Here is a 26,261-nt window from a genome sequence, read left to right as displayed (position 1 = left end):
CTCCCTCCTCATGCTTTTTGTTTATCCTGTACTTTCCTGGTGGCCAGGGCAGCTAACCTTCCTGCCACCAGCACCAGGCGTGGATTGCGAATTTTGACCTTCTCGAAAAGGTTGTTAAGCACTACGCGCTCGATTTTTTGAGCAATCTGAGGATAATCCCGCAAGTAATAGAGAAAGCGCCAGATGCGGGGTGGATGAATTTTGCCCTGCAGAGACTCTTCAATAATGGGGGTAAGCCCGGAAAGAGAGCGCTCTATCTTCTTGAAAATCGCCCGCGACACTTTCCCCTCTTTAACCCCTGCAGCCAGCTCTTCGTAAAGTCCCTTCATTAACTGATACTCCTTCCAGCTCAACACCTCCCCCAGAATGCCTACTTTATCTTTGTAAATCCAAGAGGGGTCTTCCCGGTCTTCGGGGTAAAAACGGTTTTTAGCCTGTTCCAACCCTTCTTCCACCATATGGGAAGCCCGGATTACCGGAAAGTTGTAAGGGAAAAGCGCAATTCCGCCTGAGAGGGTAACTCGCTTTGAGTGGTTAGTGTATTCTGCAAACTTATTTCGTATTTCCCCAGCCAGGTTAACGATGTTGTCCCACTTGCCGATTACAAAAAGGTCGTCACCGCCACTGAAAACCGGATAAAAGAGGGTCCTACTTGATACATCGTTTGATTTGTTTTTATTATCGGTTAACAAGTTCACCACATAGCCACCGAAGAAAAGTTCTATTCTTCTACTCAAAGCACGGTATCTGGACAGAGCAGTCGTTCTGCGTCTTTCGCTCCTCTCTTTTTCCCTCTGGGCCAGTTCAGCGAAAAGTCGCCCCAGGTTGTCCACGTCCATCTTGAGATACCCAAGACGCGCGTCGCCAACCTTTTCTGCCTCATCACTGGAGTCGCTTTCGGTTTCGTTTTCTTTCCCTGCCAGTTTTCGGAAGTCCCCAACCGGAATCCGGAAGCTACCTAGAAGAAAACCATCGGCAAGCCGTTCTTTCTCTCCCTCAATATTCAGAGAAACGTCCTCAAGAATATACACCCTGGTATCGTGTGTGAAACTCCTGGCAAATTTAACGTCAAACCCCAGACACCTGAAAATATCGAAAACTGTCCGCGGAAGAGCATCAGAGGGTCCAACCTCTCGCTCAAGCAAATATTTTGCTTCCCTAACCTGGTCAGTAAGGTCCACAAAGGATTGGCAAACCTCGCAACGACGTTCTTCTTCGGAAACAATTTCCTTTCTCCTGCGATGGCAAACCGAACAGCTCTCCCCTTCACCCAGCCCTTCGCCTTGAGGAACAAAAAGCTGTTGATAGAGCTTCTCCTCTCCCAGCTCCATAAAGCGCTTTCTCTTGCGGATATCTAAACGTTCGTGAAGCTCTTCCCGCTTTTCGATGAAGTTTAAAAGGCCTTTAAGGGTCAGCGGCAACCACTCCATAGCCAGGTAGATTTCCCCACGATGAAGCTCCCACAGAATTTCGCTTACTCTCTGGCGCACCTCTTCAAGCAGGCTTTCCTCAACCAAAGGTAGCAGAAGCTCAGCGTTGCCTCCACCAAGGTAAACAATGTTCACCGAGCTAACCCCTGCCTTTTTCAGGAGGTGTTTGACTACGTAACGAACCAGGAGATCCAGATAAACTGAGCGGCCTTTGAGCATCCGGGCTGCCTGTTTGGACGTAACGTTGAATATAAACCTTTGAATCCCGGAAAGGTCCAGCTTTACAAACCAGAAAAGCTCTTTATCAACCACTGCAGGGCGCCAGGGATCGTCAATATCTTTCTTCAACCATTCTTTACCATCGTCAAGATCCTTTTCTCGCAACAAACCCCTCTGATAATCCCGGTAAAGGCAGTGCGCCAGGGCAGCGGTCAACCGGGAATGGTCAAAAAGTGAAATATCACTCTCGTAGCCTACAGTCTGAGCAGGCACTTGAGAAAGGTAAATTTCGCAAACGTTGACCAACTGCTCAAAATCTCTCACCGAGCGAAGCTTGGCCAGAAATTGCGCAGCGAGCTTCTGGTATTCCTGGCTACCCTTCTTTGCTTTCTCCTTTTGTGTGGGCAAGAAACTGTTGCTTTTTAGCGCAAGCGGGGCTATGGAATAAAAAAGAGGCTCAATATTCCGATCCACCCAGACAAAAGGGAAAACCAGGGGCACATCGAGGTAATGTTCTTTTCCCTCCTCTTTTTCCTCCTTTTCCTCCCGTTCTGAGGACTGAAGCCAGTCAGCAAGCTGGATTATCTTTTCTTCCACCGTCTGGGGACGATGATGGGAAAGCACTGCTTTTTCCACTTCTTCCGAGCACACTCTACCCAGGTAGGTGGAAGAAAGGTCATATTCACCCTTGGCTCCTTCACTACCACTGCGCACGCTTCTTATCAGCTGTGCAGAATATTTAGCGTGTCCGTAGGTATTGGCTGCTGCAATGTCTTCGGAAAGTTTCAGCGATTTGGAGCGCTCCAGCAATTTTCCCAAATCATGAATAAAAGCAGCAAAAAGAAATTGCTCTTCAGTCATAGGCATGGAATTCCCCCCTTAAAAAAACAAATCGCACGAAGGGCTGGCGCCCAAAAGTGGCACAAAGAGGAACGAAGCTGTATGTATAATAGCACTTTTACAACCCTGAAACAAGCCCATTCACCACAAAACCTTGAATTCCTGCTCATCAGGACAGGTAATTTTTCGCTTCAGGTATCGCTCATAACTCCGGTCGCTGTGACGTAGCAGGGCACAAACCCTGATTTTGCCTTGTTGGTCCTCGCAAAAAATAATTCGCTCATCGCAATGGCCCCGAGGGAAAACCCGGCAACCCAAAGGCACACGGGTGAGGTCAGAACCCTTGAGGCGGATTACCGGCACCTTTAGCTTTCGCAGGTAACGTTCAAAAGCCCGGCGCACATCAATTGGAAAATCCTGATAAGCCTTCCAAGCAGAAGTAGAAAGAAGAAGGGGTACAGTATCCGCCTGTTGCAATCTCTCGAGATAAGCCTTGAAAAAGGCTTCACCAGCTGGCGAAAGAAATACATAACCTTCTTCTTCAAGGAGCAAAAGGCGAATTTCCTGAGGCAGGGTTTTAATTACGGATTCAGCTTCTTTTTTGGGTCTCAGGTCCTCACTGAACCACTTCAAAGCTTCCTCGTGTTCCACCAGCTGAGAATAGTCCCAATCAAGAGGCACGGGGGGCATCTCAATGATGTCCTGAAAAGCCTCGTGGATGTAATACACCCGCACATCAAAAAGGATGCCCACCAGCGTGGCATAGGCTATCTCAGCTTTAAAACCACCGGTTGCGTTGATATAAACTGTGTTGCCCTTTTCCCTCTCGCTGGATATGAGGTTCACCAGCTCATTCACCAAAGAGCGCAAACCCCGGAACTTGAAGTGGCTCTCCCGGTAGTTAAGGTACTGAATCTCTCGACATTCCACCTCAAAACCCCGGCCAGAGTAATAACTCTGCAAGACTTCAGCGCAAAGGCGCCCTTCATCGGTTTGCGAGTGCAGAAAAACCAACTTGCTTTCTCCATTCTGTAAGCGGTGAAGGATTCTTTGCAACGAATTCGTCTCTGCTGAAGCTTCAGTATCATTGTTTACCAACCTCAGGAAGTTGGTCACATCAAGCACGGAAACTTCGCTTTTTCCATAATAGTTCCTGGCTTTCCCAAGCAGTGACGTGCCTACAGTACTTATTATGGTATTCACGAGAGCTCTACCCCCAATTTTTGCAAGCCGTCATCAATTTCCCGATACTTGGGAAATTGACCTTCTCCCATGATCTTCTCTAAATCCCTACGCAGCAGAAAAGCCAGGCTCAAAACTTTATCCTGTAAAGAGAGGCATTCCTGCTTAGCAACTGGGCTCAATCCATGAGCCAGGATGGAGTTGTTCCGACGCTCAAGAAGGTTGCGAAGCTCATGATCCTCAAAAAAGTTCTTACCCAATTCATCACCCAAGTCTCCAAGCAGTTCATAGCTTCGATAAAGGGGAAGCTGAACCTTGCCGCGCTCGTTGCGCAGGACAGCATATTTTTCTCTTATGCCCTCTGGAAGGCGTTCAATTTCAACATCAGAAGTTTCTATACCATAGGAGTGAAGTTTAATCTGAGCAATCATTTCCACCGCCCGGTAAAGCCGAGCTACCGCATCGTCAAACTTTCCTTCTTGAATGCGCCGTTCGGCATTGTTGAGAAGATCAGCAAGGAAATAGACCTCACGGTAGCGAAAAGTCGGGTTTCCAAGCTTGCCCAGGAAAGCCTTATTGTACTCAGGCACACCGGGTGTCCCTTTCACCTTCTCAAAAGGATGCGCAAAGAGGTCCCAGGAGAGGTAAAAGTTGACGATTTCCCGCCAGTGCTCGACAAACCGAAGTACATCGGAAGCATTGCTTATTTCTTCCATGTTTTTCAGGATCTCCAGCGCTGACAAAAAAGCATAGTGGTCGAAGCTGAACATAAAAAGCTTTTTCAGTTCTTCAATGCGGTATTCGGAAATTTCAGGAAACGATTTCAAGCTCTCGCTGCCCTTTACAGGTTTTCCATCCTCTATCTTGGTTTGAACATAGGAAAAATCTTCCGCACCCACCACGCAACCGCTCAGGACCACACCTGCACTCATCGGTTTGGTGCCAGCAGTGAAATCCACCTCTATTTTTGCTTTCTGATCCTCTCGCTTAAGTTTTGCAAGATAGTCTTTAACTTCCGAAAAGACTTCCCGGCAGTCATACTCACTGCCTGCTTTCAAGCGCAGCACCCTTACCTCAGCCTCTACTTCCTCTTCTTCCATCAACCTCTTTACAATCGGCAACGTCTCCTGCTCACTTTTTTCAGTAACCACAAAATGCACCACATCCGGCCTATGCCTGTTGATTGAATAAACTATGGCTCCAGCCAGTGATTCTGACCCTCCGCTTGTGCCCAATCCCACGTTGATGATCAGGTGCCTCATCGTAATCTTTCCTCCATTTCCCGGCCTCTCGAGGTGAGACAAATCTCCAGAGAGGCATCGCCATCACCCTCTCTGAAGGCTACAAATCCCAGACATTCCAGATTGGTTATCTCTTCAGCATACGCTGTCCACAGCTTTTCCAGGTCATGGGGAGTAACTTGTTCTTCTTCCTTTTGCTTCAAGAAACGCAAGACTTCCAGCTCTCTTGGAGTTGGAAAGTAAAGCAAGGGCGGCAGGATAATCAGGTCATCAAATTCCTCATTCAGATAGTACACCGAAGAGGAAGTCAAAAATCCAGCCACCGCATAAGCCATAATGTGAGCCTTGAAACCACCAGTTGCATTGAAATATACCACATAGCCTTCTTCTCTTTTTCTGCGCACCAGGGTCAGGAGATGCTCAAGGAGTTCAGAAATTCCCCGGGCAAAGCTTTCCGCGCGGTTCTCACCGGGGTGTATTTTCAAAAAATACCCGGGAAACTCCCGAGGCATGTATACTGAATACCCTTCTTCCAGAAAAAAGCGCTCCAGCAACCTGGCACAGATTTCGTTAACCGGAGTTCTGGTAGCAGTAAGGTACACTTCCACTTCCTCAGGTGATAAATGCTGAGTCTTTTTAAGAAAAGCGTTCAACTCCGCACTGATTTGCATAGGATGCTCGCGCAGGACACCGAAAGCACGGTTTAAAAAGGAAGGGTTATCAAGAAGACTCTGCCAGTACTCATTGTCAGAAAGCCTGTGCTCTCTCAAGTTTTCGCCAACTTCATAGCACCCATTACCCAGATTACTGACGATGGAAACCCCAACGTTAATGAAATGAAACTCTTTCATTCAGGTCCTCCTCTTCCCAAAAAGCAGGAAGCTAAGAAAAATTAGGATAGCAAAATCGGCATATCTCGGAGTAGTCACATCGTTTACAGCTCTCCCCTCCTAAAACTTTATCAAACTGACCGCTCTTAATTTTCAACAACACCTCCTTAAGCTTTTCACCTACATCTTGCAAGCCTCTTTCATCAATCACTATCTCCTCTAACAAGGAATCGCCGAGATTCGCAAAAAATGCACGGGGCAAGGAAGAAGTGGAGTCCAACCCCGAAGCTTTGATAAAAACACCCAACTGGAAAGCCACTTCCTCAGGAGTAATCGCACCCCAAGAAACCCTGCAAATCCAGAGCGTCAGCCTCTCGCCCTCTCTGATAACGGCATCAACGCCTCCCCTGAGCACCACACCATCGAAAGATACCTCCACCTGAGTGGTGGTGTTTTCTATCTTGAGCAGTTCTTCAAGGTATTTCTGAGCGAACTCGCGCAGGGATGAAAAGGCTTCTTTCCTCAAAACCGTAAAGGTATGCTGGTCAGCAAAGGGCAGGAAAAACTTTTCCTCAATAGCACGCTCAACTGCATTAACAAGTTTTTCTTCGCCTTCTCTCAAAAGCTCCAGCAATCGGAAAAGACAATTGCGTAGACTTCTTCCATAACCAAGTTCTTCTGCAAGTCCTGGAGGGTACTTCCACACATTGCGCAAGCGGTAAAAGTGAGGGCAACGTAAAGCAACGTAAATAATCAGCAACCTCACGAACCGACAGCACCCGCGGTTCTTTTTGTTCGTCGTTTTGGGGAATCTCTGGAAACGGAATTTTTTGGTTTTCTCCTAAAACCGGCACCACTTCTCTCAAGCATTCGAAAAAAGCGCTGGGAGAACGCCTGCAGTACAAAGAACCCCTGTAGTAACCCTCAAAAGCAGTAACACAAAGCACCTCTTTTGCTCGGGTGATAGCTACATAAAATAAATTTTGCTCTTCCTCCAGACTTCCCTCATAACGCTCAGCATCGAAAAGCTCTCTGGAAATAAGCCATGGCCTCGGTTTTCCAGCTCTTATTGAAGGGAACCGATGGCCAACCACTGAAGAAACAAAAACCACTGGCCATTCAAGCCCTTTGGCCTGATGTACTGTACCGACAAAAACTGCATCAATATCTGGAAGATCTTCAGCCAACTGTTCTTCATAGACACGTTCGGCATACCAGAAAACGTATAGACGCAAATACTTGATTATTTCTGGCCACTCTGGCTTCTTTCCTCCCAGACGCATTGCAGTTTCAAAATCAACCAGCATAGAGCTAAAGCGCCCCAGGTTAGCCATCACGACCGCCTGCAGGGGAAAATCGGGATTCAGCTGGCGATAACCAAGAATCACCAACAAGCGATGAAAAGCCCGGGTCAGATTTGAGTATTTACCCTCTAAAACCTTTTTACTCCAATGTTGCAACTTTTGTAACGTTGCCTGTTTATCAAGCTCTATCCCCGCGGCTTGGACCCAGGAATCCAAAGAAGCTTGAAGCCTTGAAATATCCTCAACCTCGTCCTCTTCATTTGGCGTCTGACCTTCGTCTTTCACTTTTAAGAGCAGAAAAAAGATATCCTTTAAAGCCTTTATCTCTTCCCTGCTGAAAAGTCCTGATTTGCCTCCCAAAAAATAGGGAATTTTTCTTGAACGTAGCTCCCTTATAAACGGCCCAGCATTACTGATTACACTTCGAAGCAAGATAGCACAGTCTTTAAAACGGCATTTTCCTTCCTCAACCGCTCTGGTGATTTCCTCTACCACCCAGCGAGCTTCACTCTCAGCTGTTGGAAGTGATGCGAGAAGTGCAACTCCCTTTGAACTTTTCTCGGCACGTATTAACTCATATTTCTGGTGAAATTTCTGGTAAAAATGGTTGGCTACGTTAACAATTTCAGGAGTGCTTCTTCGATTTCGCACCATGTAAAAAGTTTTTGCTCCTGGAAAAATTTGCTCGAATTCTTCAAAAAAGCGGTTATCCGAACCCCGCCACTGATAAATACTCTGTCGGGGATCCCCTACCACAAAAACGTTTGCTCCCTCACCCAGAATTTGAATTAGCTCCTGCTGTGCTTTATTAATGTCCTGGTATTCGTCGACCATCAGGTAACGCACGTGATTAATCTTTTCTCTATCGCAGTAAAGTTTCCGAACAGTCAGACTTATCATCCTGCCAAAAGTAAGCAAGCGATTTTCATCGAGAAAGTCCTCATATTCGCGAAAATCTTCATAAAACTCAGGGCTTTTTTCTTGAAGTTTCTGTTCATCAATCAGCTCGTTGTGCACCACATTCACCGAATCGATAAAGTTAACACATTGTCGGTAATAATATTTGTCTATTTCCGTTGCCCCTTTCGGGAAATTAAACCTGTTGGCAATGCGGAAAACGAGGGCAAATTCCTGGTTTTCATCAAGCACGTTAAAATCGGAATAACCAAACTCCTGACGCAAAAGATGCAAACAATAAGAGTGAATGGTGCCAATGTACATGGAACCCAAATTCTGAATATGCTCATCGAGACCCCACTCGTGAAGACGGTAGTACACCCTGTTTTTCATGCTCTGTGCGGCTTTTTCGGTAAAAGTAAAGGCAATAATATTTTCTGGTGACACGTCTTCACACAGAAGGAGATAAAGCAGCCTGCGAACGAGGGTTTCCGTCTTGCCAGTACCCGGACCAGCGATGACCTTTATGTACCGCTCGCGTGCGGTGACTATTTGAGCTTGCTCCTCGCTCAAGGGAAAGGGCTCACTGATTATCCTGGTCAAAAGATCGCCACTGCTTAAGTCAGATTCCCCAAGCGACCGACCTCCCCGTCTCTGGAAGCGAGCTCTGCCTCTTCAGTATTTCCGACGTTTCCATTTTACAACGCCAGAAGAGGATTTGTGAAGAGTTTCACCCACTTAATCGAGCAATAATTGACGCTATAAAAATATTCATAGTAGAATGAGCTAAACACCCTGTAAAAACCCGGCAATGTTGTACCGCAAAAGGAGGGCAAAGCACAAGCACCAATGGCGGGCACTGAAAATGATGGAGAAAGCACCCGAAAGCTTCATCGCCAGAAAAAAAAGCAAGAGAAACCCACCGCAAACCTTGCCCAAGCTCCTGGCAACAGCGAGCCAAAATTAAACTCAGAAAGCGCTTTGATTGCTGAATTTCTTCAAGCGCTGTCAGAAGAAATAGAAGCTGTCAAGAAAAAAAGGAGCCACTCCAAAATAGAAGTAAAAGAAGGAAAGTTGATTTCCAGCGAGAATAACGTTTATCTCTACGTCTTCGATGTCGATTCCTCTTTCGTTCCCCAGGAAGATATTCCAGTAGAAATTGAGGTCAAGGGAGAAATCTACGGTGCAGAAATCGTCAGCGTTGCCGGTGACGAGATAACCATCTTAACCGAAGTAAATTTGGGTAAGCATGTCGAAGAGGCGCTGATTATCATTAATCCCTGGTATCTCCTTGAAATGCTCAAGAAGCGCTACCATGAATTCCTGGAAGGAAAAGTTAGCCTCAACACCCATCTGAGCAAAAAACTCTTCAACTTTACCCCCGCCAGCAGCGGATTTTACCATGGCGATCTCAAGCTCCCTCCTTCAGAGAACAATCTAAATGATGACCAGATTGCTGCAATTCGCGCCGCCTGTGGCAGCGACGTGCATTTCATCTGGGGGCCGCCCGGAACGGGAAAAACCAGAACCATTGGGGCGCTGGTTGCTGCGTTGCTCAAACAGGGTTTACGGGTTCTCATCCTCTCTCACACCAACATCGCAACTGACCAGGCCATAGCCAGTGCAGTAAAGTTTCTTGAAGATTCAGCGGAATACCAAAGCGGCAAAATCATTCGCTACGGGAATATCCACCCTGCCTCAAAACTCCCCGACCTGGTTATTCCTCAAAAACTGATTGAGTCTCGAGTCAAAAAACATCAGGAACACATTGAAGAACTCAAGGCGGAGCAAAAAAGAAAACAAGATGAACTCAAAAAACTTGAAAACATAGAAAAAATGTCAAGTGTCTGTGACCATGCAATGCAGGAACTTCACAAGCTGGAAGAAACGCTTAAGCAAGCCGAACAAAAGATTCAAGTACTGAACCTTCAGGAACAGGATTTGCGCACAAAACTCGAGCAAATGCAGCACAGATTACAACAAATACATCTTGCCGGGAAGCTGAAGAGGCTTTTCCTCAGCCTAAGCTCTGAACGCTTTCAAAAAGAAGCAGCACAGCTTGAACAAGCGCTCCAAAACATTGCTCAGGAACGCACAAAACTTTTAGCAAGTATGGACTCGCTTCAAGTTGCTTATAAACAGGCAGAAACAGAGGCCACCCAGCAAGTGGAAAAACTGGGAAAAGCTTTGAAAAAGCACGGCCTGAACCTGGTAACCATACACACCCGGAAAGAAGAACTTGTAAAGCAAATTAAAGAAATAGAAAACGAAATTCGCCGGGCGAAAAGAAATTCTGGAACTAGGCGCAAGAAAGAAGACTCCTTGCCGACAGAAATCATCAAGAATGCAAAAGTAATCGCTACCACGTTGACCAAAGCAACCCTCAACAGAATACTGGCGGATGAAAAATTTGATGTCGTCATAGTCGATGAAGCGAGCATGGCCCCTCTACCAAGCCTTTATTTCACCGCTGGGCTTAGCCAGAAAAAAGCAATTATGGTAGGTGATTTTCGCCAACTTCCCCCCATCGTTACCGCTTCTTCAAAAATGGCGCAAAAATGGTTAGGAAGAGACATATTTGAACAGGCGGGAATTCAACAAGCCATAGACGAGGGGAAAAAAGAACCCAGGCTGACCATGTTGCGTCATCAGTATCGCATGCACCCGGAGATTGCCAGCATACCCAATGAAATTTTCTACCATGGCCAGCTTGTCAGCGCGCTTGCCCCGCAAGGGTTAAAAAAAATCACCCGCGTTATTAAGCGATCGCCGCTTGCCCAAGCGCCTCTTATCCTCTGCGACCTGTCATCCATAAACCCCCGAAGCAATCGCTCGCACCTCATGAGTGGACGCTACAATCTCTACAGTGCAGTAGTCTCTGCGGAGCTGGCCAAAAGGTTAGCAAAGGCAGGTATCAAGCAAATCGGCGTCATCTCACCTTATTACCTGCAAGCTCGGCTCATCAAGAAAATAATCGCCGAGTCTGATAAAAAAACTGCTTCTGCAATAAAAACTTCAACTGTTCACAGCTTCCAGGGCATGGAAGAAGAAGTTATTATATTTGACATAGCAGAAGGACCCTTACCCTACCATGGGCCATCACCTCTTGTAAATGGGTTTGAATTGACCAGCCAGGCAGCCAAGCTCATCAACGTTGCCATAACCCGCACCAAAGCACAACTGGTTATTGTTGCCAACAGAGACTACCTCGCTTCCAAGCTGAGTCCAGATTCCATTTTGATGAGGGTTATTGAAAACGTGTATCCAAAAGCGCAAACAGTGGACCCCCGGGAAATTGTCGAAACATACCACTGCACCGATTTTGAGCGCTGGCTCAGCATGCTGAATACACAAGATGCAACAGCTCACATTGAAGATACAAAGCTGGATAACGAATCCAACTTTTATGCAGTCTTCTTCAGAGACCTTCTCGAAAGCAAAGAGGAAATCATTATTACTTCACCACTACTTGCCCCCAACTGTACCTGGCCACTACTCGATTTTTTCACTGCAAAAGTCAAAGCAGGTGTTACGGTACGAATTTTCATCAAAAACCTTACGCAAGAAGATAATAGCATCCTCAAAGCACTAAAAGAAAGAAAAGTGCGGGTTATAGAAAGGAAGAACCTGAGTCAGAAGTTCGCCTTTATTGACCGTAAAATTATCTGGGAAGGAAACCTGAACATACTTGCAGGAATAAGCCACGAGGGAGTATCAATGCACCGCTTTCCCTATCCCAAGGCTTGCGAAGAACTTATTGCAATACATCAGTTCGCCGTTGATTACGAACTCGAATCTGGAATTCCAACTGAGCAAGAGTGCGAGCAATGCGGAGCAAAGATGCTGCTCATAAAAGAATCCCAAAGCCTTTTTATGCGTTGTGAAAATTATCCTCAATGCTCAAACTATCGTAAGTTTGGACACAAAGATCGAGTTAAGACGCACATTACTTGTCCCGGGCGTAACAACGAACCTTGCGGAAAACCCATGATAGCAACTTGCGGGCGGTTGAATGTCTACTTGCAATGTACTGACCCAGAATGCAACACACGAAAAGTTTTGCGCTGAGAAATCCACCATACCGTAACCGAGCTTTCTTCCCTGTAAAAGTATCACCCCTCGGATACCTCAAGGATAGAAAAACCTGACCTTTCGGAGTCTCTTGTTTCGGGATCTATTTCAGGGTCTCATTATTTCAGGATCCCCTTGTTTCAGGATCTCGTTGTTTCGGGGTCTCATTCAGCATCTCACGTTTCAGTCATACTTAACTGACAAATTTCCCGCTTTTGTCAGTTCAAAAATGGCAGCACTGTCCTTGCTCTACTCTTTTTTTAACTTTGCGCCATGAATCAAATTAACACAGTGAACAAATGATTTGGACAGATTTATTATACGATGACTGAAAAACAAGACCCTAAAATAGATACTGAAACAAGGAGATCCCGAAACTATGAGATCCTAAAGCAAGAAACCATGAAATAACAAGGAAACCTTGAAAAACCGAGATCCTGAAATAAATTCAGGATGACCGAAATCAAAGATTTCGGTCAGTTCGGGGTTACCAAAACCCACGGCTCCGCTCAGTTCAGCCCGGCTCTGGTTGTATTAAGCTGCTTCAAAGTAGCGCTGGTCACGCTATCGTCTGCTCAATATGACAAGCAAAAAGCATAAAAGAGTTGGAGGCTTGTAGCATTTTGATGGGAGATTAAAGGGAAAAACGGGAGAAAAAGCGTTGCAGGCCAAACGATATGCGTGGCTTACTAAAAATATTTCGGCTCAGGCTAATTCTTTTGCATTATTTCAGAAATGAAGGCGCAAAACTATGTCCCTATCGTAATTACCAAAACCCTTGCCGAAAATGTTTATACCCCCCACGTTCTGCGCATCTTCCTTGACTCCAATACGCACCTTTATGGAAGAATGCTCATAAATGTGTAAATCAGACAGGCGAACTGCGGAAATTTTTTCTCCATCAATGAACGACCCTTCTTCAGTGACAATCCAGGTCTTCAGCAACCCATACTGAGACCCTTCCAGTTTCCACCACAAAGGGGTAAAGCGACCCCTTTTGTCTCCAAAATCTCCTGGAGAAGTCCAGGTACCAATTTCCACCTCATTTATCCAGAGAGTGATGTCTGAAGGCCAATGCTTGTTGGTTCCCGGCACTTCAGAGGAAAGTTCCATTATGACCTCAATTTTCTGAAGCGGTTTGCCTTTGTAGAGGGCGTTATTGGGAAACTTATACTCAACAAAACCTTTCCCAAACCAGAGAAGCCCAGCTTTAACTCTTTCAGGATTCCAGAAAGAATCGGGTGAATCCAGAAAGCCAATGATTTTCTCAGGAGAACATAGCCCACAAGGTGGATTAATCTCAAACTTGGTATAAAGCCCCACAGGCATTTCCACTTCGATAACATCGGTCTGGTTTGCCCTCTCGGTCGTCGAAGGAAAGCTGATTACAATCTCGCTATACTGGGAACTACAGAGCTTTTGCGAGCCTCGCTCGCCTTTTTTATTCTCAACCTTCACCAAGCCTGCCTTTTCAAGAACCTTTATATTAACGGCTGCTGTTGATTGGGGGATGTTTAAGGCTCTGGCAATCTCGTTTACGTTGAGCCTTTTGCCATTTAACAGTTCAAGAATGCGAATCCTGATTTCGGTAGATAAAGCCTTCAAAACATGAACATCCTTTTCAGTGTTAATTATCAAAATATTTCCCGCTCGCTCTTTCACAGCATATGTCCTTCCCGAGAAAACACCAAAATTCTTGATATAAAACAAAAATTACGATTTTCTATTTAAGATACCATCGAACCCTCCATCAGTCAACGCTAAGACACAGTTTCGCACCAATCAAAGAGAACGTACCAGATTAATCCGTAACTAGCTTACAATCCGGAAGGCAACAAAGCGGTCTGCAGTGCAGAAAAACTTTCCACTTCGCCTGATACGCTCTACTATCACGAATCAGCGGCTGAAGCGAAGGCCAACCTACAATTCAGAGCACACAATATTCACTTGGTGAACCTTCTCCATCAGCATCCTCAATCCAGAGGCCGTAAAAGGGGTATTTCCAAAACACACAAAGAATGAGGCACCATGCGGAATACGAGATTCTCTCCAGGAAGCTCTACGGTTTTCTCCATCGGTTTAATTCGCTCGGGATTCTCAAAGTCATTCATCACAAATGGGTCTTCAGCCCCAAGCTCAAAGCAAGTGGCCTTCTCTCCAATTCCAAAGTCAGAAAGGTCTACTTCCACATCAACACTTTTTTCCTTGTAGTAATTAACCATTGCAAGACAAAGCAGGTTGCGCCCGGGGTCATAGGTAGCAGAGGCGTCAAAATAAGGAACGCGGGAAAGTTCAAAATGCTGACGTCCTCCAACAAAGCTCTTTGCTTTTATCGCATAATACTCCGTATTCACATCCAGCCCCAGTACCACTCTTCCGGTATGGTTCACAAACAGATCGAAAACGTGGTAAATAGGCGTCAAGATCAAGGTATCCTTGCTGGTTTTAAGCATACCCAACGCATTGACCATTTGAGCAAGATTAGCCATGCCCACAATATCACTCATCCTGTGGAGCACCAGAAAAACACCCGCTGCAAAAAGAGCGTCCTTAAGATTGTATGGTTCTTCAAGGAACACCACACCGTTCTTTTCCGCTTCCTCCTCAGCACTCACCCGATACCACACATTCCATTCGTCAAAGGCAATTTTCACATGCCCAAACCCCAAGCCTTTTATAAGGTTTTCCAAAAGCCTGAGCCGTTCTTCTACATAATATGCGGCAGCCACGGTGTCGTAATATTCATCCGACCCATGATACTGATGAATAGAGATGAAATCTATGAACCTTCCAGCGTGTTTCAGAACCTGGATATCCCACTCTGGATTGTCGGCACCAACAGCGATGATTTTGATAGAGGGGTCCAGGGCTTTCATGAACATGGCATATTGACGCAACTTTTCGGCATATTCACTCGCATTGCAGTGTCCTACCTGCCAGTGACCGTATACCTCGTTCCCAACACCCCAGTATTTCACTTTATAGGGTTCTGAGTGGCCAAATGCTTTGCGCATTGCAGCATATTTAGTGGGAGTATCAAGGTTACAGTACTCCAACCAGTGCAGAGCTTCGTCAAGGGTTCCTGTCCCCAAGCTTACGGTAATATAAGGCTCTGCCCCAATTTCCCGGCAATATTCGATAAATTCGTCTGTTCCAAAACGATTGGTCTCTACTCCCCCCCACACATAGTTGAGAAGCGCTGGTCTTTTTTCCTTAGGACCCACACCGTCCTCCCAGTGATATGCCGAAGCAAAGTTACCTCCCGGCCAGCGCAAAATAGGGCACTTAATCTGCTTCATTGCTTCTATAACGTCCTTTCGAAAACCTCTTGCATCAGCACAGGGAGCATCCTCGTCGAAGACACCCCCATAAATACACCGACCAAGGTGTTCTATGAAATGCCCATAAATCAATGGACTGATGGTACCTTCCCTGGTTCCCCATACTTTAATTCGGCACTCCATGTCTCTATTGACCTCCTTTAAAGTTTTAAATTCACAAAGGGCAGACGCTTCAGAAACGGCAAAAAGCGTGGTCCTTCAAAAATCGGTCTGTTCTTTTTACCCCCATAAAAACCGCAAAGCTGGAAAAACTCCTTTCCTCTACCCAAAGGTAAAACCTGCCCCTTTCTCCAGCGGAGCCCACAACATAGAGCGACGGACATTATTTCTCACACCAAATTTCTTAACCACACAAACAGCAAGCCACCCAGTGCTTCTGACCATCAACGTTAACCAAATCTGGCTTGTGTTCTTTACATACCTTCTTACTGTAAGGACATCTCGGACAAAACCTACACCCCGGAGGCGGATCAATAAGACTGATGGGGCTACCCGGGATAGGCTGTTTTTCGGTTTTGTCACCGATGGTGGGTATTGTGGAAAGGAGAAACTTCGTGTAAGGGTGGAGAGGTTGCGAAAAGACTTCTTTCGTCGGCCCATATTCCACGATACATCCACCGTACATTATTGCCATAAAATCCGCCAATCCAGGAACCAGAGAAATATCATGGGTAATAAAAATAAACGTGCTTTTTGCCTTCATCTGGATATCCTTCAAGAGCCGCAGGATATTACGTTGCGTAACCACATCAAGAGCAGAAGTTGGCTCATCTGCAATGATCACACGGGGGCTCAAAAAGGTAGCCAGTGCTATAGTACTTCTTTGTCTCATCCCTCCTGAAAGCTCGAAAGGGTACATCCGCAGAACATGCGAAGGCAATTGCACCATTTCCAAATGAGCCTTAACTTTTCCCTCTTCAAAGGGCACACCGTGAGAAGTTGCAAGGTCTAAAAATATATCCTTCAGCTTCCTCACTGGGTTCAAAGCACTTAAAGAACCTTGGGGAATGTAAGCAACTTTCTCCCACCAGACTTCTCTCAAAGTATTCACTGTAGGAGACAGTTCATATCTCGCTTCACCAAACAGGTAACAGACTTTTCCCTCCACGATCAACAAATTGGAGTTTACCGCACCATAGAGAACCTTAGCCAGGGTGGTTTTTCCACAACCAGATTCCCCTACAATCGCCAGAAAACTGTTCTCCTCTACTTTTAAAGAAACACCATCGACTGCTTTCACCTCTTTAGTAACGCCATCCTGCTCAACAAAGTAGTAAGCTTTTAGGTTATCGACTACTATTTGAACACTGGTTTTACGCTCTACTCTTGTCAACTCACTCACCTTGCTAACACCCTTGCACGAGGATTGATAAAATCGGTTATGCTAACAAAAAGAAGATATAAAGACGTAAAGAGAAGAACTATAAAAATCACCGGAAACAGAATCCACCACCAGATACCCATCACCAGGGCCTGCTGCTGTATAGCCCAGTAAGTTACTGTCCCCATGGTTGGTATATCCAGGGGAGTAAGACCAAGCACCGAGAGGGTTATTTCAAGACCCAACGACCAGAGCATATTATTTATGGTCGTTGCAAATAGAATGGGAAGGATGTGCAACAAGTACTCACGAAATATTAAATCCCAGGTACTTTCTCCAGAAAATATTGCGGTAATTGTAAAATTTCGCTCTCTCAGGCTCAGTACCTGAGATCGTATCAACCGCGCATCCCAGGGCCAACCAAACAAAGCCAGAACCATAGCAAGGGTGGTAAGATTCATTTCTCTGGTAAGTAGTTTCATAAATATCAAGATTGGAAAAATGGGCAAAACGATAAACGAATCACAAAGAAACACCAGTATCTGGTCAGTGATTCTACCTTTATACCCTGCAATCACACCGATTATCATTGCTATGATGCGAGAAAGAAGTGCCACCTCCAAACCAAAAATCAAGGAGTTTTTCAATGCGTAGCTCATCATCCAGAAAAGATCCTGCCCCCTTCCGTTGGTCCCGAATGGATGACTCAAAGAAGGCGGACGATTAATGGGAGCATAGTACGAAGAACGAGGATCGTGAGGAGAAAAGAAGGAAAACACAGCGAAAATTACCAACGGAAGCAGAACGAAGAGAGAAAATTTAAACCTTGCATCGCGCTTAAACAAAGTTCTGGTTCCCGCTAAAATTGCAATAGACATAAATGGCCCCCCTGATAATGGTCTATGCAGACCCGCCTGTATACTGAATTCTGGGGTCAACAAAAGGCAAAAGGATATCCACGAATAAAGTAGCCAGCGCCACCGCTACGATTGAACACAGGGTAATCCCCATCACCAGATTGTAGTCCGATTGCATGATGGCTGTGAAAGCCAGGGTGCCCAACCCGGGGTAGTTGAAAACAATCTCAGTAATGATAGTACCGCTAAAAACCATTCCCAGCTGGAGAGCAAGACCTGTAAGCTGAGCGGGCATAGCTATTTTCATCACGTACTTCCTGAGGACTATTGACTCTTTAAGCCGCATCTGATGCGCAAACATTACGAAGTCCTCATGAATCACACTGGAAACAAGGTTTCTCATATTAAGGAACCAGGCACCTACACCGATTATGATTAAAGAAAGAGCTGGTAAGAAACCATGTTTAACAACACTCTTCAGAAAAGCTACACTAAAAGAAGGTTCCATTCCTATCTGGAAAGCACCCCCCGCAGGAAACCACTTCAAAACGTAAGCAAAAATTATGAGCAAAACAAGCGCAAAGATATAATAAGGAATAGGCCTCACAGCATTAGAAAACATTTCGAAAATTTTAATCCAGAAGCCCCTGCCTCTATAACTTGCTATTCCCCCCAGCAGAGTTCCCATACTCCAGGATATCAAGGCAGTCAAAGCCAGTAATCCCACCGTCCAGGGAAGCGACCTTGAAATGAGAGAGAGAACCGGCGTGGGGAAAGAAGCAAAAGAAGGCCCCAAATTACCCCTTAGCAATTCCCTCCAATATCTGAAATACTGCTCTATCATGGACCCTTCCAGACCATAGAGCTTCAAAAGGGCATTTCGCATCGGTTCAACGCTTTCAGGTGGCAAATATGCTCCAGCCATTTGCAATCTCCGGACTGCTATCTCTGCAGGATTGGCCCCCGGAATCAGCCTGGGAATCAAAAAGGTAATGGTCACCCCCACGAAAATTACCAGAAAGCAAACTATGAGCCTTCCTCCCAAATATCGAACAAAAAACCCTAAAAAACCACCCACCGCTTATTCCTCCTACAGTTTCTCGCTTCACTATGCCAGGCCCCCGTTCCATTCCGTTGCAGAACGGGAGCCTTTAGGAAAATTTCCTACCTATAGCCGTACCTTACTTCTTCTCCGAGGGACGCAACTTAATGAACATGAACCTTGTGTTACCCCAGTTGGGAACAGGATTGGTATATGGGTCGCTGGAGGTGGGATAGCCGGTCCAGTAATACTCATCACAAACAGTGAACACGTTATAGGAGAATATGGGAATTATGGGCATGTCTTCTACACATACCTTAATATATTCAAGGCCAAGGTCGATGATTTTGTCCTGCTCTTTGAAGAAGTCCGTCTTCCTTAAATCTTCGATTATTTTATCAATTACCTCACTCTTATACCTCATGGGGTTCTTCGCTACAACTGTTTGTCCAGTGGGTCGGTAATAATCAGAGTGCCAGGACTCGAGGAACCAGAAAAGATCTGGATGTCCACCCCAGGTCTCAATACACCATGCCCAGTACACCGTATCCGGATCTTCTCCATAGTTCATCCTGGTCCAGAGCATGGAAGCTTCCACTGCCTCAATCTGGGCATCAATACCAAACTTACGCCATTGTTCAGCAATTGCAGCTGCGGCCCGGGTCATAACCGATCTGGTAGCTGCCTCACATAGAATCGATATTTTCCAGGGTTTGCCATCTGGAAGCAACCACTTGCCAGCCTTGTCCCGCTTGAAGCCCACTTTTTCCAACAGCTTTGCTGCCACATCAGGAGCGTACTTCCACCAACCGTAACCCACCATCTTCTTGATCTCCTGAGGATCCTCCGGTATCTTGTAACCAAATGCGTATTTCACCGCATCCGCTATTTTCATCGGCACTTCCGGATCGTAAGGCTTGAACTCTTCATCGCCAATTTTGAGGGTAAACTCCTTAAGCCACGGTTCTATCTTGTCAAAATACCACTCAGGATACAGACCCGTCGGAGGAACATGGATTGGAGATATGGTGGCACAACCATTGTACGCTTGCAAGGCAACCTGGACAATATCAATAGCCAGAGTGAGCGCCCACCTTACTTCTTTAAGGTTATAGGGGAAATGTTCGTGGTTCATAATCACCGCGGGTAAGGTTGGGTCAGGATGTGCCCAGGGCCAGCCATCGAACCAGGTAACACAGTAAGGATTATTCTGGTAGAGAGTAATTGCCCCTTCTGGAGGCAGGTCGTGGATAATGTCGAGTTCATGGGCCATTTGGTCCATGACTTTTTTCTCGGGTGACGCTATACCCTTGTAGAGAACATATTTGGGACCAGGCTTTATGCCATAGGCCACTCCAAGGTCGGACCGCTCCCAATCCTCCCTTAATTCCCAGAGGAACCAGTATCCATTGGGATCGTAGGACTTCAAAACATAAGGTCCAGTCCCAACAGGCTGGCTGAACTCAAATGCAACCGGGTCTTCTGCCTTTTCAAAAATATGCTTGGGCATAATGTAGCAGGCCGACCATCTCACTGTGAAAATGGTATGAAATCTTCCATTGGGCTTTTTGAGTTTAAACACGACGGTGTAATCATCTACTTTCTGCACTTCCTCCACATTTACTTCCATGTACCCTCCCCAGGTCATTTCAGGATGTGCCTTTAAGACTTCCACCGTAAAAATCACGTCATCTGCAGTAAACGGCACACCATCACTCCAGTAAATGCCTTCTCTTAACTTAACGGTCATTTCCGTGTAATCTTCGTTATAAGTAGGGGGCTCAGCCGCTAGCAGGTTAATCCATGGATCGCCTTCTATGCCCTGGTCAGGGTCAATATACCACAGCGTCCCTAAACACAGTTGCTGAAGACCAGTTGACCAGCTTGAGACGCCGCCCCCCCAGAGGTTAAACCGTGCTGGATTAAGGGAACGTCCTGAGGGATCTTCAATGATAATAACCTCACTTCTTGGAACACCAGGTAGGATTTCCTGAGCAAAAGCAAAGGCTCCAACCATTCCTACAATGAAAAACACCACCGCTACCAACCATCCAAAACGTCTCCAAGACATCACTTTTCCCCCCTTCAAAAAATTTTCCAGATGGAGACACTCACTTCAACCCAAACCCGATACCACCAGTTATTGCAAACCCCGTTTTCCTTAGGGTCACACCCCCTTTCCCAGAGTTCTTTCATAAAGCCAGCATTTCACCACCACACCATCAACAGGGATATCAGGAGGCATCTTTTGCTTGCAGATAGCCTTAGCATGAGCACACCGCAAAGCAAACTTACACCCTTCTTCAATGTATTCTTCAATTTCCAGAACCTGCTCCCCGCCTGCCCAGGAAACTGCTTCTTTAGCCTCTTCATAGGGATTGGGAACGGATTCCCTGAGGAGCACGGTATAGGGATGCAGGGGGTCGAGCAAGACTTTTTCAGCCGGACCCGTCTCAACAACAGAGCCTCTCAACATCACAGCGATGTAATCACTTATGTAGTAAGCAGTAGCAAGATCGTGGGTAATGTAAATCACATATAGTTGTCTCTCTTCTTTGAGTTTTCTAAGCAAATTGAGCACAAAAATCCTCAGGGAAGCATCCAGCATCGAAACAGGTTCATCAGCTACCAGAAGTACAGGGTTTACCATTAAGGCCCTGGCGATGGACAATCGCTGAAGTTGTCCGCCAGAAAATTCGTGAAGGTATTTGCCCCTCACCTCTTCCCAGGATAAAGCGACAGAGTTTAACGCTTTGTCGATAATGCTTTCAGCAGTACAACCATTGTCTCTCGCAATTTGAAGTTTGCGTATCGCTAAGTGAAAGTAGGTCTCGACTTTTTTCAGGGGATTAAAGGTTTCATAGGGATTCTGAAATACCGGCTGCACCAACCTTATAAACTCTGGTTTCCTGTAGTGGCGTATATTCTTCCCAAGAAAATATACCGAACCTTCCGTAGGTACAATAACTCTGAGCAGGATGTTAGCCAAGGTGGTCTTCCCGCTTCCACTTTCTCCCACCAAGGTGAAGATTACCGGATTCCCTCCAACTTCAAGATTAACGTCCCGCACCGCATATATCTTTACCTTAGAGAGCAGAGTCCCCACCTGAAAGATTTGTGTTACTCCATCAAGTTTTAGTAATGGTTCACTCACAAGCCTTGGCTCCTTAAGAAACCCCCGGCCAAATTTCAAAAGCCCAATTCTTTAGGAAACACACTTTTCATCTTGCAGGATTTACACTACAACTCATTCCCAACTCTGCCAAAACCCAAACTTACCTAAAAACAAAAGATAAAGAATGTTTTTGAAAGTCTCAATAATCACTTTTACCCTGCAGAATTTTCGAAGTATCACTACTTCAGGAGCTGTTCTATTGCTTTAGCTGCTTGGAAACTACAATTCCGGTAACTTTGTTTCACCTTTCTCCCTCTTTTTATATATCAATTAATTTGATATAAAACATAAAAATGAATTTTTTTTGAGAGTAGCACAGATTTCTCTTTCTGTCAATAATTGCAAAAAATTTTTGCACGATTTTTTTACCCCAAAAATCAGAAAGCCCTTGATAGCTGGATTCTAGCCAAGGGAGAAAGACAAAAATAAGGCGACTTTGACCAATGGCTCTTACAACACCCTTCTGGACAAATTTTTTCAGCGTTGATGATAGATATCAATTTAGATAATGTTTTACCCACAACTTCCTCCACACTCCCTGGAGAAAGGAGCTCATTTACCACTTCCTGAGCAACCTGAAGGGAAGAATTATCGGATTTCGGAAAGCAGGAGGAACCAAAAGGCAGCCTGAAAAAAAGGAGAGGATAAGAAAGGCAAAAAAGGTGGAAAGATATATAGCTTTGAACTTTCCCGTTTACATCTCTTTTCCCGTGGGGCAGTTTTCAGGCCCTAAAATAAAAAAGCGGGATGGGGTGTCCATCCCGCTTTCTCTTTCTGTGTGTGTTTCCTGGTTTCTTTCAGATTCTGAAGCGCTCCACCAGCTTCTGTAGTTTCTGGGCCATCTGGGCAAGCTGCTCCACTGCAGAGTTGACCTCTTCCAGTGAGGCATTCTGCTCTTCAGTGGAAGCAGAGACCTCTTCACTGGAAGCCGCATTCTCTTCAGCCACTGCAGCCACTGAAGAGAGCTCTTCGGCGATCTGCTGGACGCCTTCTGTGGTCTGAGCAGTGAGGGAAGCATTCTCTTCGGAGAGCTTGACCACTTCCTGAGCACTCTGAGTGGTCTCTTCCTGGGCTCGGTGGGCCTCCTGAAGAGATTGCGAGAGGTTTTCGATGTTGGCTTCCAGGCGCTCAATGGCTGCGAGAATGGAGTTAAAGTTCTGGGCCACCTGCTCACTCTCTCTGCTTCCTGCTTCCACTTCACCTTGGGCTTTCTGCATGCTCTCCACAGCAGAGTGGGTGTCTTTCTGGATTTCAGCAATCAGTTTGCCAATCTGTTCGGCAGCTTGAGCTGACTCTTCAGCCAGTTTGCGCACTTCCTCAGCCACCACGGCAAAGCCCCGTCCAGCATCTCCAGCACGTGCAGCTTCAATGGCCGCATTGAGGGCTAAGAGGTTGGTCTGCTCTGCAATGCCAGTGATGAGGTCCACAATCTTTCCAATCTCCTGGGAGCGCTCATTGAGGATTTGGATGCTTCCGGCGACTTCTTCACTCACCCGGGCAATGGAGGAAACATTCTCGATGAGCTTCTGCAGGGAATCTTTCCCTTTCTGAGCTTCTTCTCTGGTGGTGGTCCCTTCTTCTCTGGTTTTTTGCATCATAGCTTCAATCTGTTCCAGAGCTTGCTGGTTCTTCTGGAGGTTCTCCTGCATCTTCCCAAGAAGCTCCAGGTTGCGCTGGGTGGCTTCAGCAACTCTCTGGGCTCGCTCACCAATCTGGGCTGCTTCTTCACTCACTCTCTGCAGCTCTTCACTCTGTTTGGTGGAGCCTTCAGCAACCTGGGCAATGGTTGAGGCAATCTCTTGGGTGGCTTTGGAGATCTCCGCAACCGATGAGGAGAGTTCCTCACTGGATGAAGCCAGAGAGGAGGAGGTGGTGAAAACATCGTTTACCAGAGCCCGGAGATTGCCCACCATATCTTCCAGTGCCCGGCCCAGTTCCCCAAGTTCGTCCTTGGAGTGAGCCCGGAGGTCAAAATCTGCACTCAGATTCCCCTGAGCAACCTCCTTAGCCAGATTGACCATACGTCGCAAAGACCTGGTGATGCCGCGGGTGATGAGCAGTGCAAGAACCAGCGCAGCAACAATAATAATTGCCACCAAAAGGACTACAGTAAAGAAGCTCTGCTTGAAACTTGCTCGGGCTGCATGGTGCTGGTTCTCTGCCAGAACCAAGCTGATTTCAGTAAGCTGGTCCAGATAATCGCGCATGGTTTCAAATTTCTGCGCAGCGTCACCAAAGCTCAGTGCCACAAGGGAACTCAAATCCTCACTGGCTGCTTTCCTTGCCTCCACGACTTTTCGGGAAAGGGGTAACCACGCCTTACGGGCTTCCTCGTACTTCCCGATAAGTTCCAGCTCTTCCTGGGTTTTAGCAAGTGCTTTGTACTTATTCCAGCGCTCCTCTGACTGCTGCAGGTTTTCTTCATAAAAATCCAGAAACTCCTGAAAGGCTTCTGAGTTTACATCGGCAAGGAGCAGGGAGCGCTCAGCAAGCACCGCCTGGTAAAGATCGCGGTCAATTTCCAGAATGTAATCCACACTGGGCAGGCGGACCTCGAAGATGTCTTCAAGGTTGGCCATAATGTGCTGGGAAAGAGAAAGTCCCAAGTAGGCTACCAACGCAGAAAGGGCAACCACTAAAACAAAGCTCAAAATTAATCGTGTTCCAATTCGCAAGCCAGATTTCGCCATTTTACTCCTCTCCTTTCCAATGAGCCAACGTCGGACAGAGTGTCCAGAAATAGTATTGGAACTCTTTTTTCACTCATTTTCGGTTTTCCTTCTCTTACCGTCCCTTCTTTGACTTCGTTTTCTTCTTTTTTCATACCTTGCTCTGATGAGGAAGCCCAGCCACTGAAAAATAGTGGGAAGACAAACTGTTTTAGAGCTTCCTCAGCACAAAAAAGGCACCTACTTGGATTAAAGAGAAACCCTCGAGGGCTATCCTCTCCCGAGCAAACTATACAGAAACGGTACTCTTTCCCAAGCTAAAAAAGGGAGTCACGCTAAAGAAACAACGTCCCTTCACCTTGAGAGAATGCCCCGGCTCTCACCAGGGGCTCAAGAACAACTCAGGAAATTTCCTACTTCACTGCCTCACTCCTTTCCTTGAGTATCATGTGCTCATCACAGTACCATATACAGGTTTCGCTCCTGATCTACTATTATTTATCGGCATCTTGTAAGAAAACTTTAGTGTTCTGGTAGAAACTTTGTTTGACTCTGGAAACAGAAAAAGGTGAAAACAAGGATTGTTCCCAGATTGCTCACAAAAAATCTTCCAAAATTCCCCGAAAGCGTAAAAGACAGGTAGAATAAAAGAAAAGGCACTGATGCAGAAAGGAGGGTCACTTCTGAAACCCCTACTGGTCATTCAGGAACACTGGGCATCACACCACCACTTTGACCTGCGCTTAGAGCGAGACGGAGTCCTGAAAAGCTGGGCAGTTCCCAGGGGGATACCGCTTTCTCCCGGAGAGCGCAGGTTAGCCATTGCTGTTGAGGATCATGCTTTGGAGTATGCCGACTTTGAAGGCGAAATCTTGGAAGGGTATGGCAAAGGAAAAGTGGTTATCTGGGACCGGGGCTTTTATATCCCGGAGAAGTGGGAAGCAGGAGAAATTCTCTTTGAAGCCCATGGTGAGAAGATGCGAGGCAAATATGCGCTTATCCACACCAGCGATGACCAGTGGCTGCTCATAAAAAGGAAAGAGGAAAAAAGCAGTGAACAGAAAAAATCCAGCAAGGATTAAAAAAGAGCGCTTTTACGAAATCGATGTTCTTCGGGGTTGTGCCATAGTGAGCATGGTCATTTACCATCTGCTTTATGACCTCTCCGCTTTTGGAAACCTGAAAATCGAACTTTACCGGGGGGGATGGCTCTACTTCCAGCGCTACATTGCCATATCTTTCCTGGCTCTCTCCGGCATATCCCTCTACCTGAGCCACGAGCGCATAAAGCAGAAAACGGGGAATGTCCAACTCGCACACTCCATTCGGCGGGGTGCGATTATCTTTTTCTGGGGGATGGTGATAAGCGTGGTCACCTACTTATTTGTGAATGGAGCCTACGTGCGCTTTGGAATACTCCACTGTATCGGAGCATCCATAATCATTGGCTCCTTCCTTTTGCGCTTTCCAAAGTTCACCCTGCCCCTGGGAGTCGTCCTCATTGCCCTGGGCTGGTGGTTCTATGGAAAGGCTTTTCCCTTCGGGTATCTCCTCTGGCTGGGTTTCAAGCCTTACCGCTTTTACACTGTAGACTACTTTCCGCTTTTGCCCTGGTTGGGTGTCTTTTTGCTGGGCGTTTTTCTGGGTCATACCCTCTATCCTGGCTACAGGAGGCGCGTCCAGCTCGGGGACTATTCGCACTTTCCCCTTTTTGCAGCGCTCAGTTTTCTGGGCAAACACTCGCTGACCATTTATCTTTTGCACCAACCGGTGATTCTGGGTCTTCTCTTTGTACTGGGCGTGGTACACCCACCTGGTTTATGATACTATATCTTTAACCTG

17 protein-coding genes are annotated in these 26,261 nt (G+C 46.3%); 3 read left to right on the top strand and 14 right to left on the bottom strand.

The window, feature by feature from the left end:
* Window positions 1-8 precede the first annotated feature (8 nt).
* From cas10 to ACKTT1_RS02845, 6 genes are all read right to left on the bottom strand, one after another.
* Window positions 9-2,516, bottom strand: a complete 2,508-nt coding sequence (gene cas10 / locus ACKTT1_RS02870; protein ID WP_369017660.1) for a type III-A CRISPR-associated protein Cas10/Csm1 — start codon at window positions 2,514-2,516, stop codon at window positions 9-11.
* A gap of 114 nt (window positions 2,517-2,630) precedes the next feature.
* A complete protein-coding gene (locus tag ACKTT1_RS02865) occupies window positions 2,631-3,692 on the bottom strand; it encodes a putative CRISPR-associated protein (RefSeq protein WP_369017661.1) in 1,062 nt (353 codons plus the stop codon).
* Entirely contained in the window at window positions 3,689-4,933 is a 1,245-nt protein-coding gene (locus ACKTT1_RS02860) for a TIGR02710 family CRISPR-associated CARF protein (protein WP_369017662.1), read from the bottom strand. The genes ACKTT1_RS02865 and ACKTT1_RS02860 overlap by 4 nt, the downstream gene beginning before the upstream one ends.
* Window positions 4,930-5,763 carry a putative CRISPR-associated protein gene (locus tag ACKTT1_RS02855; protein ID WP_369017663.1) on the bottom strand — a complete coding sequence of 278 codons (834 nt, stop codon included), beginning with the start codon at window positions 5,761-5,763 and terminating at the stop codon, window positions 4,930-4,932. The genes ACKTT1_RS02860 and ACKTT1_RS02855 overlap by 4 nt, the downstream gene beginning before the upstream one ends.
* A 31-nt stretch (window positions 5,764-5,794) precedes the next feature.
* Window positions 5,795-6,448 (bottom strand): PD-(D/E)XK nuclease family protein, encoded by a 654-nt coding sequence (locus ACKTT1_RS02850; RefSeq protein WP_369017664.1) that lies wholly within the window; start codon window positions 6,446-6,448, stop codon window positions 5,795-5,797.
* Window positions 6,336-8,546 (bottom strand): ATP-dependent helicase, encoded by a 2,211-nt coding sequence (locus ACKTT1_RS02845; RefSeq protein WP_369017665.1) that lies wholly within the window; start codon window positions 8,544-8,546, stop codon window positions 6,336-6,338. The genes ACKTT1_RS02850 and ACKTT1_RS02845 overlap by 113 nt, the downstream gene beginning before the upstream one ends.
* Window positions 8,547-8,792: 246 nt before the next feature.
* On the opposite strand from ACKTT1_RS02845, the gene ACKTT1_RS02840 reads away from it, so the two are divergent.
* Window positions 8,793-12,011, top strand: a complete 3,219-nt coding sequence (locus ACKTT1_RS02840) for an AAA domain-containing protein (RefSeq protein WP_412710120.1) — start codon at window positions 8,793-8,795, stop codon at window positions 12,009-12,011.
* 732 nt (window positions 12,012-12,743) lie between these two features.
* Here the strand turns inward: ACKTT1_RS02840 and ACKTT1_RS02835 are convergent.
* The 8 genes from ACKTT1_RS02835 to ACKTT1_RS02800 form a co-directional block, all read right to left on the bottom strand.
* Window positions 12,744-13,676, bottom strand: a complete 933-nt coding sequence (locus tag ACKTT1_RS02835) for an ArsR/SmtB family transcription factor (protein WP_412710119.1) — start codon at window positions 13,674-13,676, stop codon at window positions 12,744-12,746.
* A 311-nt stretch (window positions 13,677-13,987) separates the two neighbouring features.
* Window positions 13,988-15,478, bottom strand: coding sequence for an alpha-N-arabinofuranosidase (locus ACKTT1_RS02830; RefSeq protein WP_412710118.1), 1,491 nt, complete (start codon window positions 15,476-15,478; stop codon window positions 13,988-13,990).
* A 220-nt stretch (window positions 15,479-15,698) separates the two neighbouring features.
* A complete protein-coding gene (locus ACKTT1_RS02825) occupies window positions 15,699-16,697 on the bottom strand; it encodes an ABC transporter ATP-binding protein (RefSeq protein ID WP_412710117.1) in 999 nt (332 codons plus the stop codon).
* Window positions 16,694-17,554, bottom strand: a complete 861-nt coding sequence (locus tag ACKTT1_RS02820; RefSeq protein WP_412710116.1) for an ABC transporter permease — start codon at window positions 17,552-17,554, stop codon at window positions 16,694-16,696. Before ACKTT1_RS02820 ends, ACKTT1_RS02825 begins: the two co-directional genes overlap by 4 nt.
* 22 nt (window positions 17,555-17,576) lie before the next feature.
* The gene (locus ACKTT1_RS02815) at window positions 17,577-18,611 is read right to left on the bottom strand and encodes an ABC transporter permease (RefSeq protein ID WP_412710115.1); all 1,035 of its coding nucleotides are present in this window, start codon (window positions 18,609-18,611) and stop codon (window positions 17,577-17,579) included.
* A gap of 103 nt (window positions 18,612-18,714) precedes the next feature.
* On the bottom strand, window positions 18,715-20,649 hold the full coding sequence (locus tag ACKTT1_RS02810) for an ABC transporter substrate-binding protein (protein WP_412710114.1): 1,935 nt from the start codon (window positions 20,647-20,649) through the stop codon (window positions 18,715-18,717).
* A 93-nt stretch (window positions 20,650-20,742) separates the two neighbouring features.
* Window positions 20,743-21,729 carry an ABC transporter ATP-binding protein gene (locus ACKTT1_RS02805; RefSeq protein WP_412710113.1) on the bottom strand — a complete coding sequence of 329 codons (987 nt, stop codon included), beginning with the start codon at window positions 21,727-21,729 and terminating at the stop codon, window positions 20,743-20,745.
* Window positions 21,730-22,547: 818 nt separating this feature from the next.
* Window positions 22,548-24,440, bottom strand: a complete 1,893-nt coding sequence (locus ACKTT1_RS02800; protein WP_412710112.1) for a methyl-accepting chemotaxis protein — start codon at window positions 24,438-24,440, stop codon at window positions 22,548-22,550.
* A gap of 641 nt (window positions 24,441-25,081) precedes the next feature.
* On the opposite strand from ACKTT1_RS02800, the gene ACKTT1_RS02795 reads away from it, so the two are divergent.
* Together ACKTT1_RS02795 and ACKTT1_RS02790 are read left to right on the top strand one after the other, a co-directional pair.
* Window positions 25,082-25,501, top strand: a complete 420-nt coding sequence (locus tag ACKTT1_RS02795; RefSeq protein ID WP_412710111.1) for a DNA polymerase ligase N-terminal domain-containing protein — start codon at window positions 25,082-25,084, stop codon at window positions 25,499-25,501.
* The gene (locus tag ACKTT1_RS02790; protein ID WP_412710110.1) at window positions 25,473-26,243 is read left to right on the top strand and encodes a heparan-alpha-glucosaminide N-acetyltransferase; all 771 of its coding nucleotides are present in this window, start codon (window positions 25,473-25,475) and stop codon (window positions 26,241-26,243) included. Before ACKTT1_RS02795 ends, ACKTT1_RS02790 begins: the two co-directional genes overlap by 29 nt.
* Window positions 26,244-26,261 lie beyond the last annotated feature (18 nt).

It is taken from the genome of Atrimonas thermophila, assembly GCF_045864955.1.
In the GTDB taxonomy this organism is placed as follows: Bacteria; Atribacterota; Atribacteria; order Atribacterales; family Thermatribacteraceae; genus Thermatribacter; species Thermatribacter velox.
This window is presented reverse-complemented; position numbering and strand designations above follow the sequence as displayed.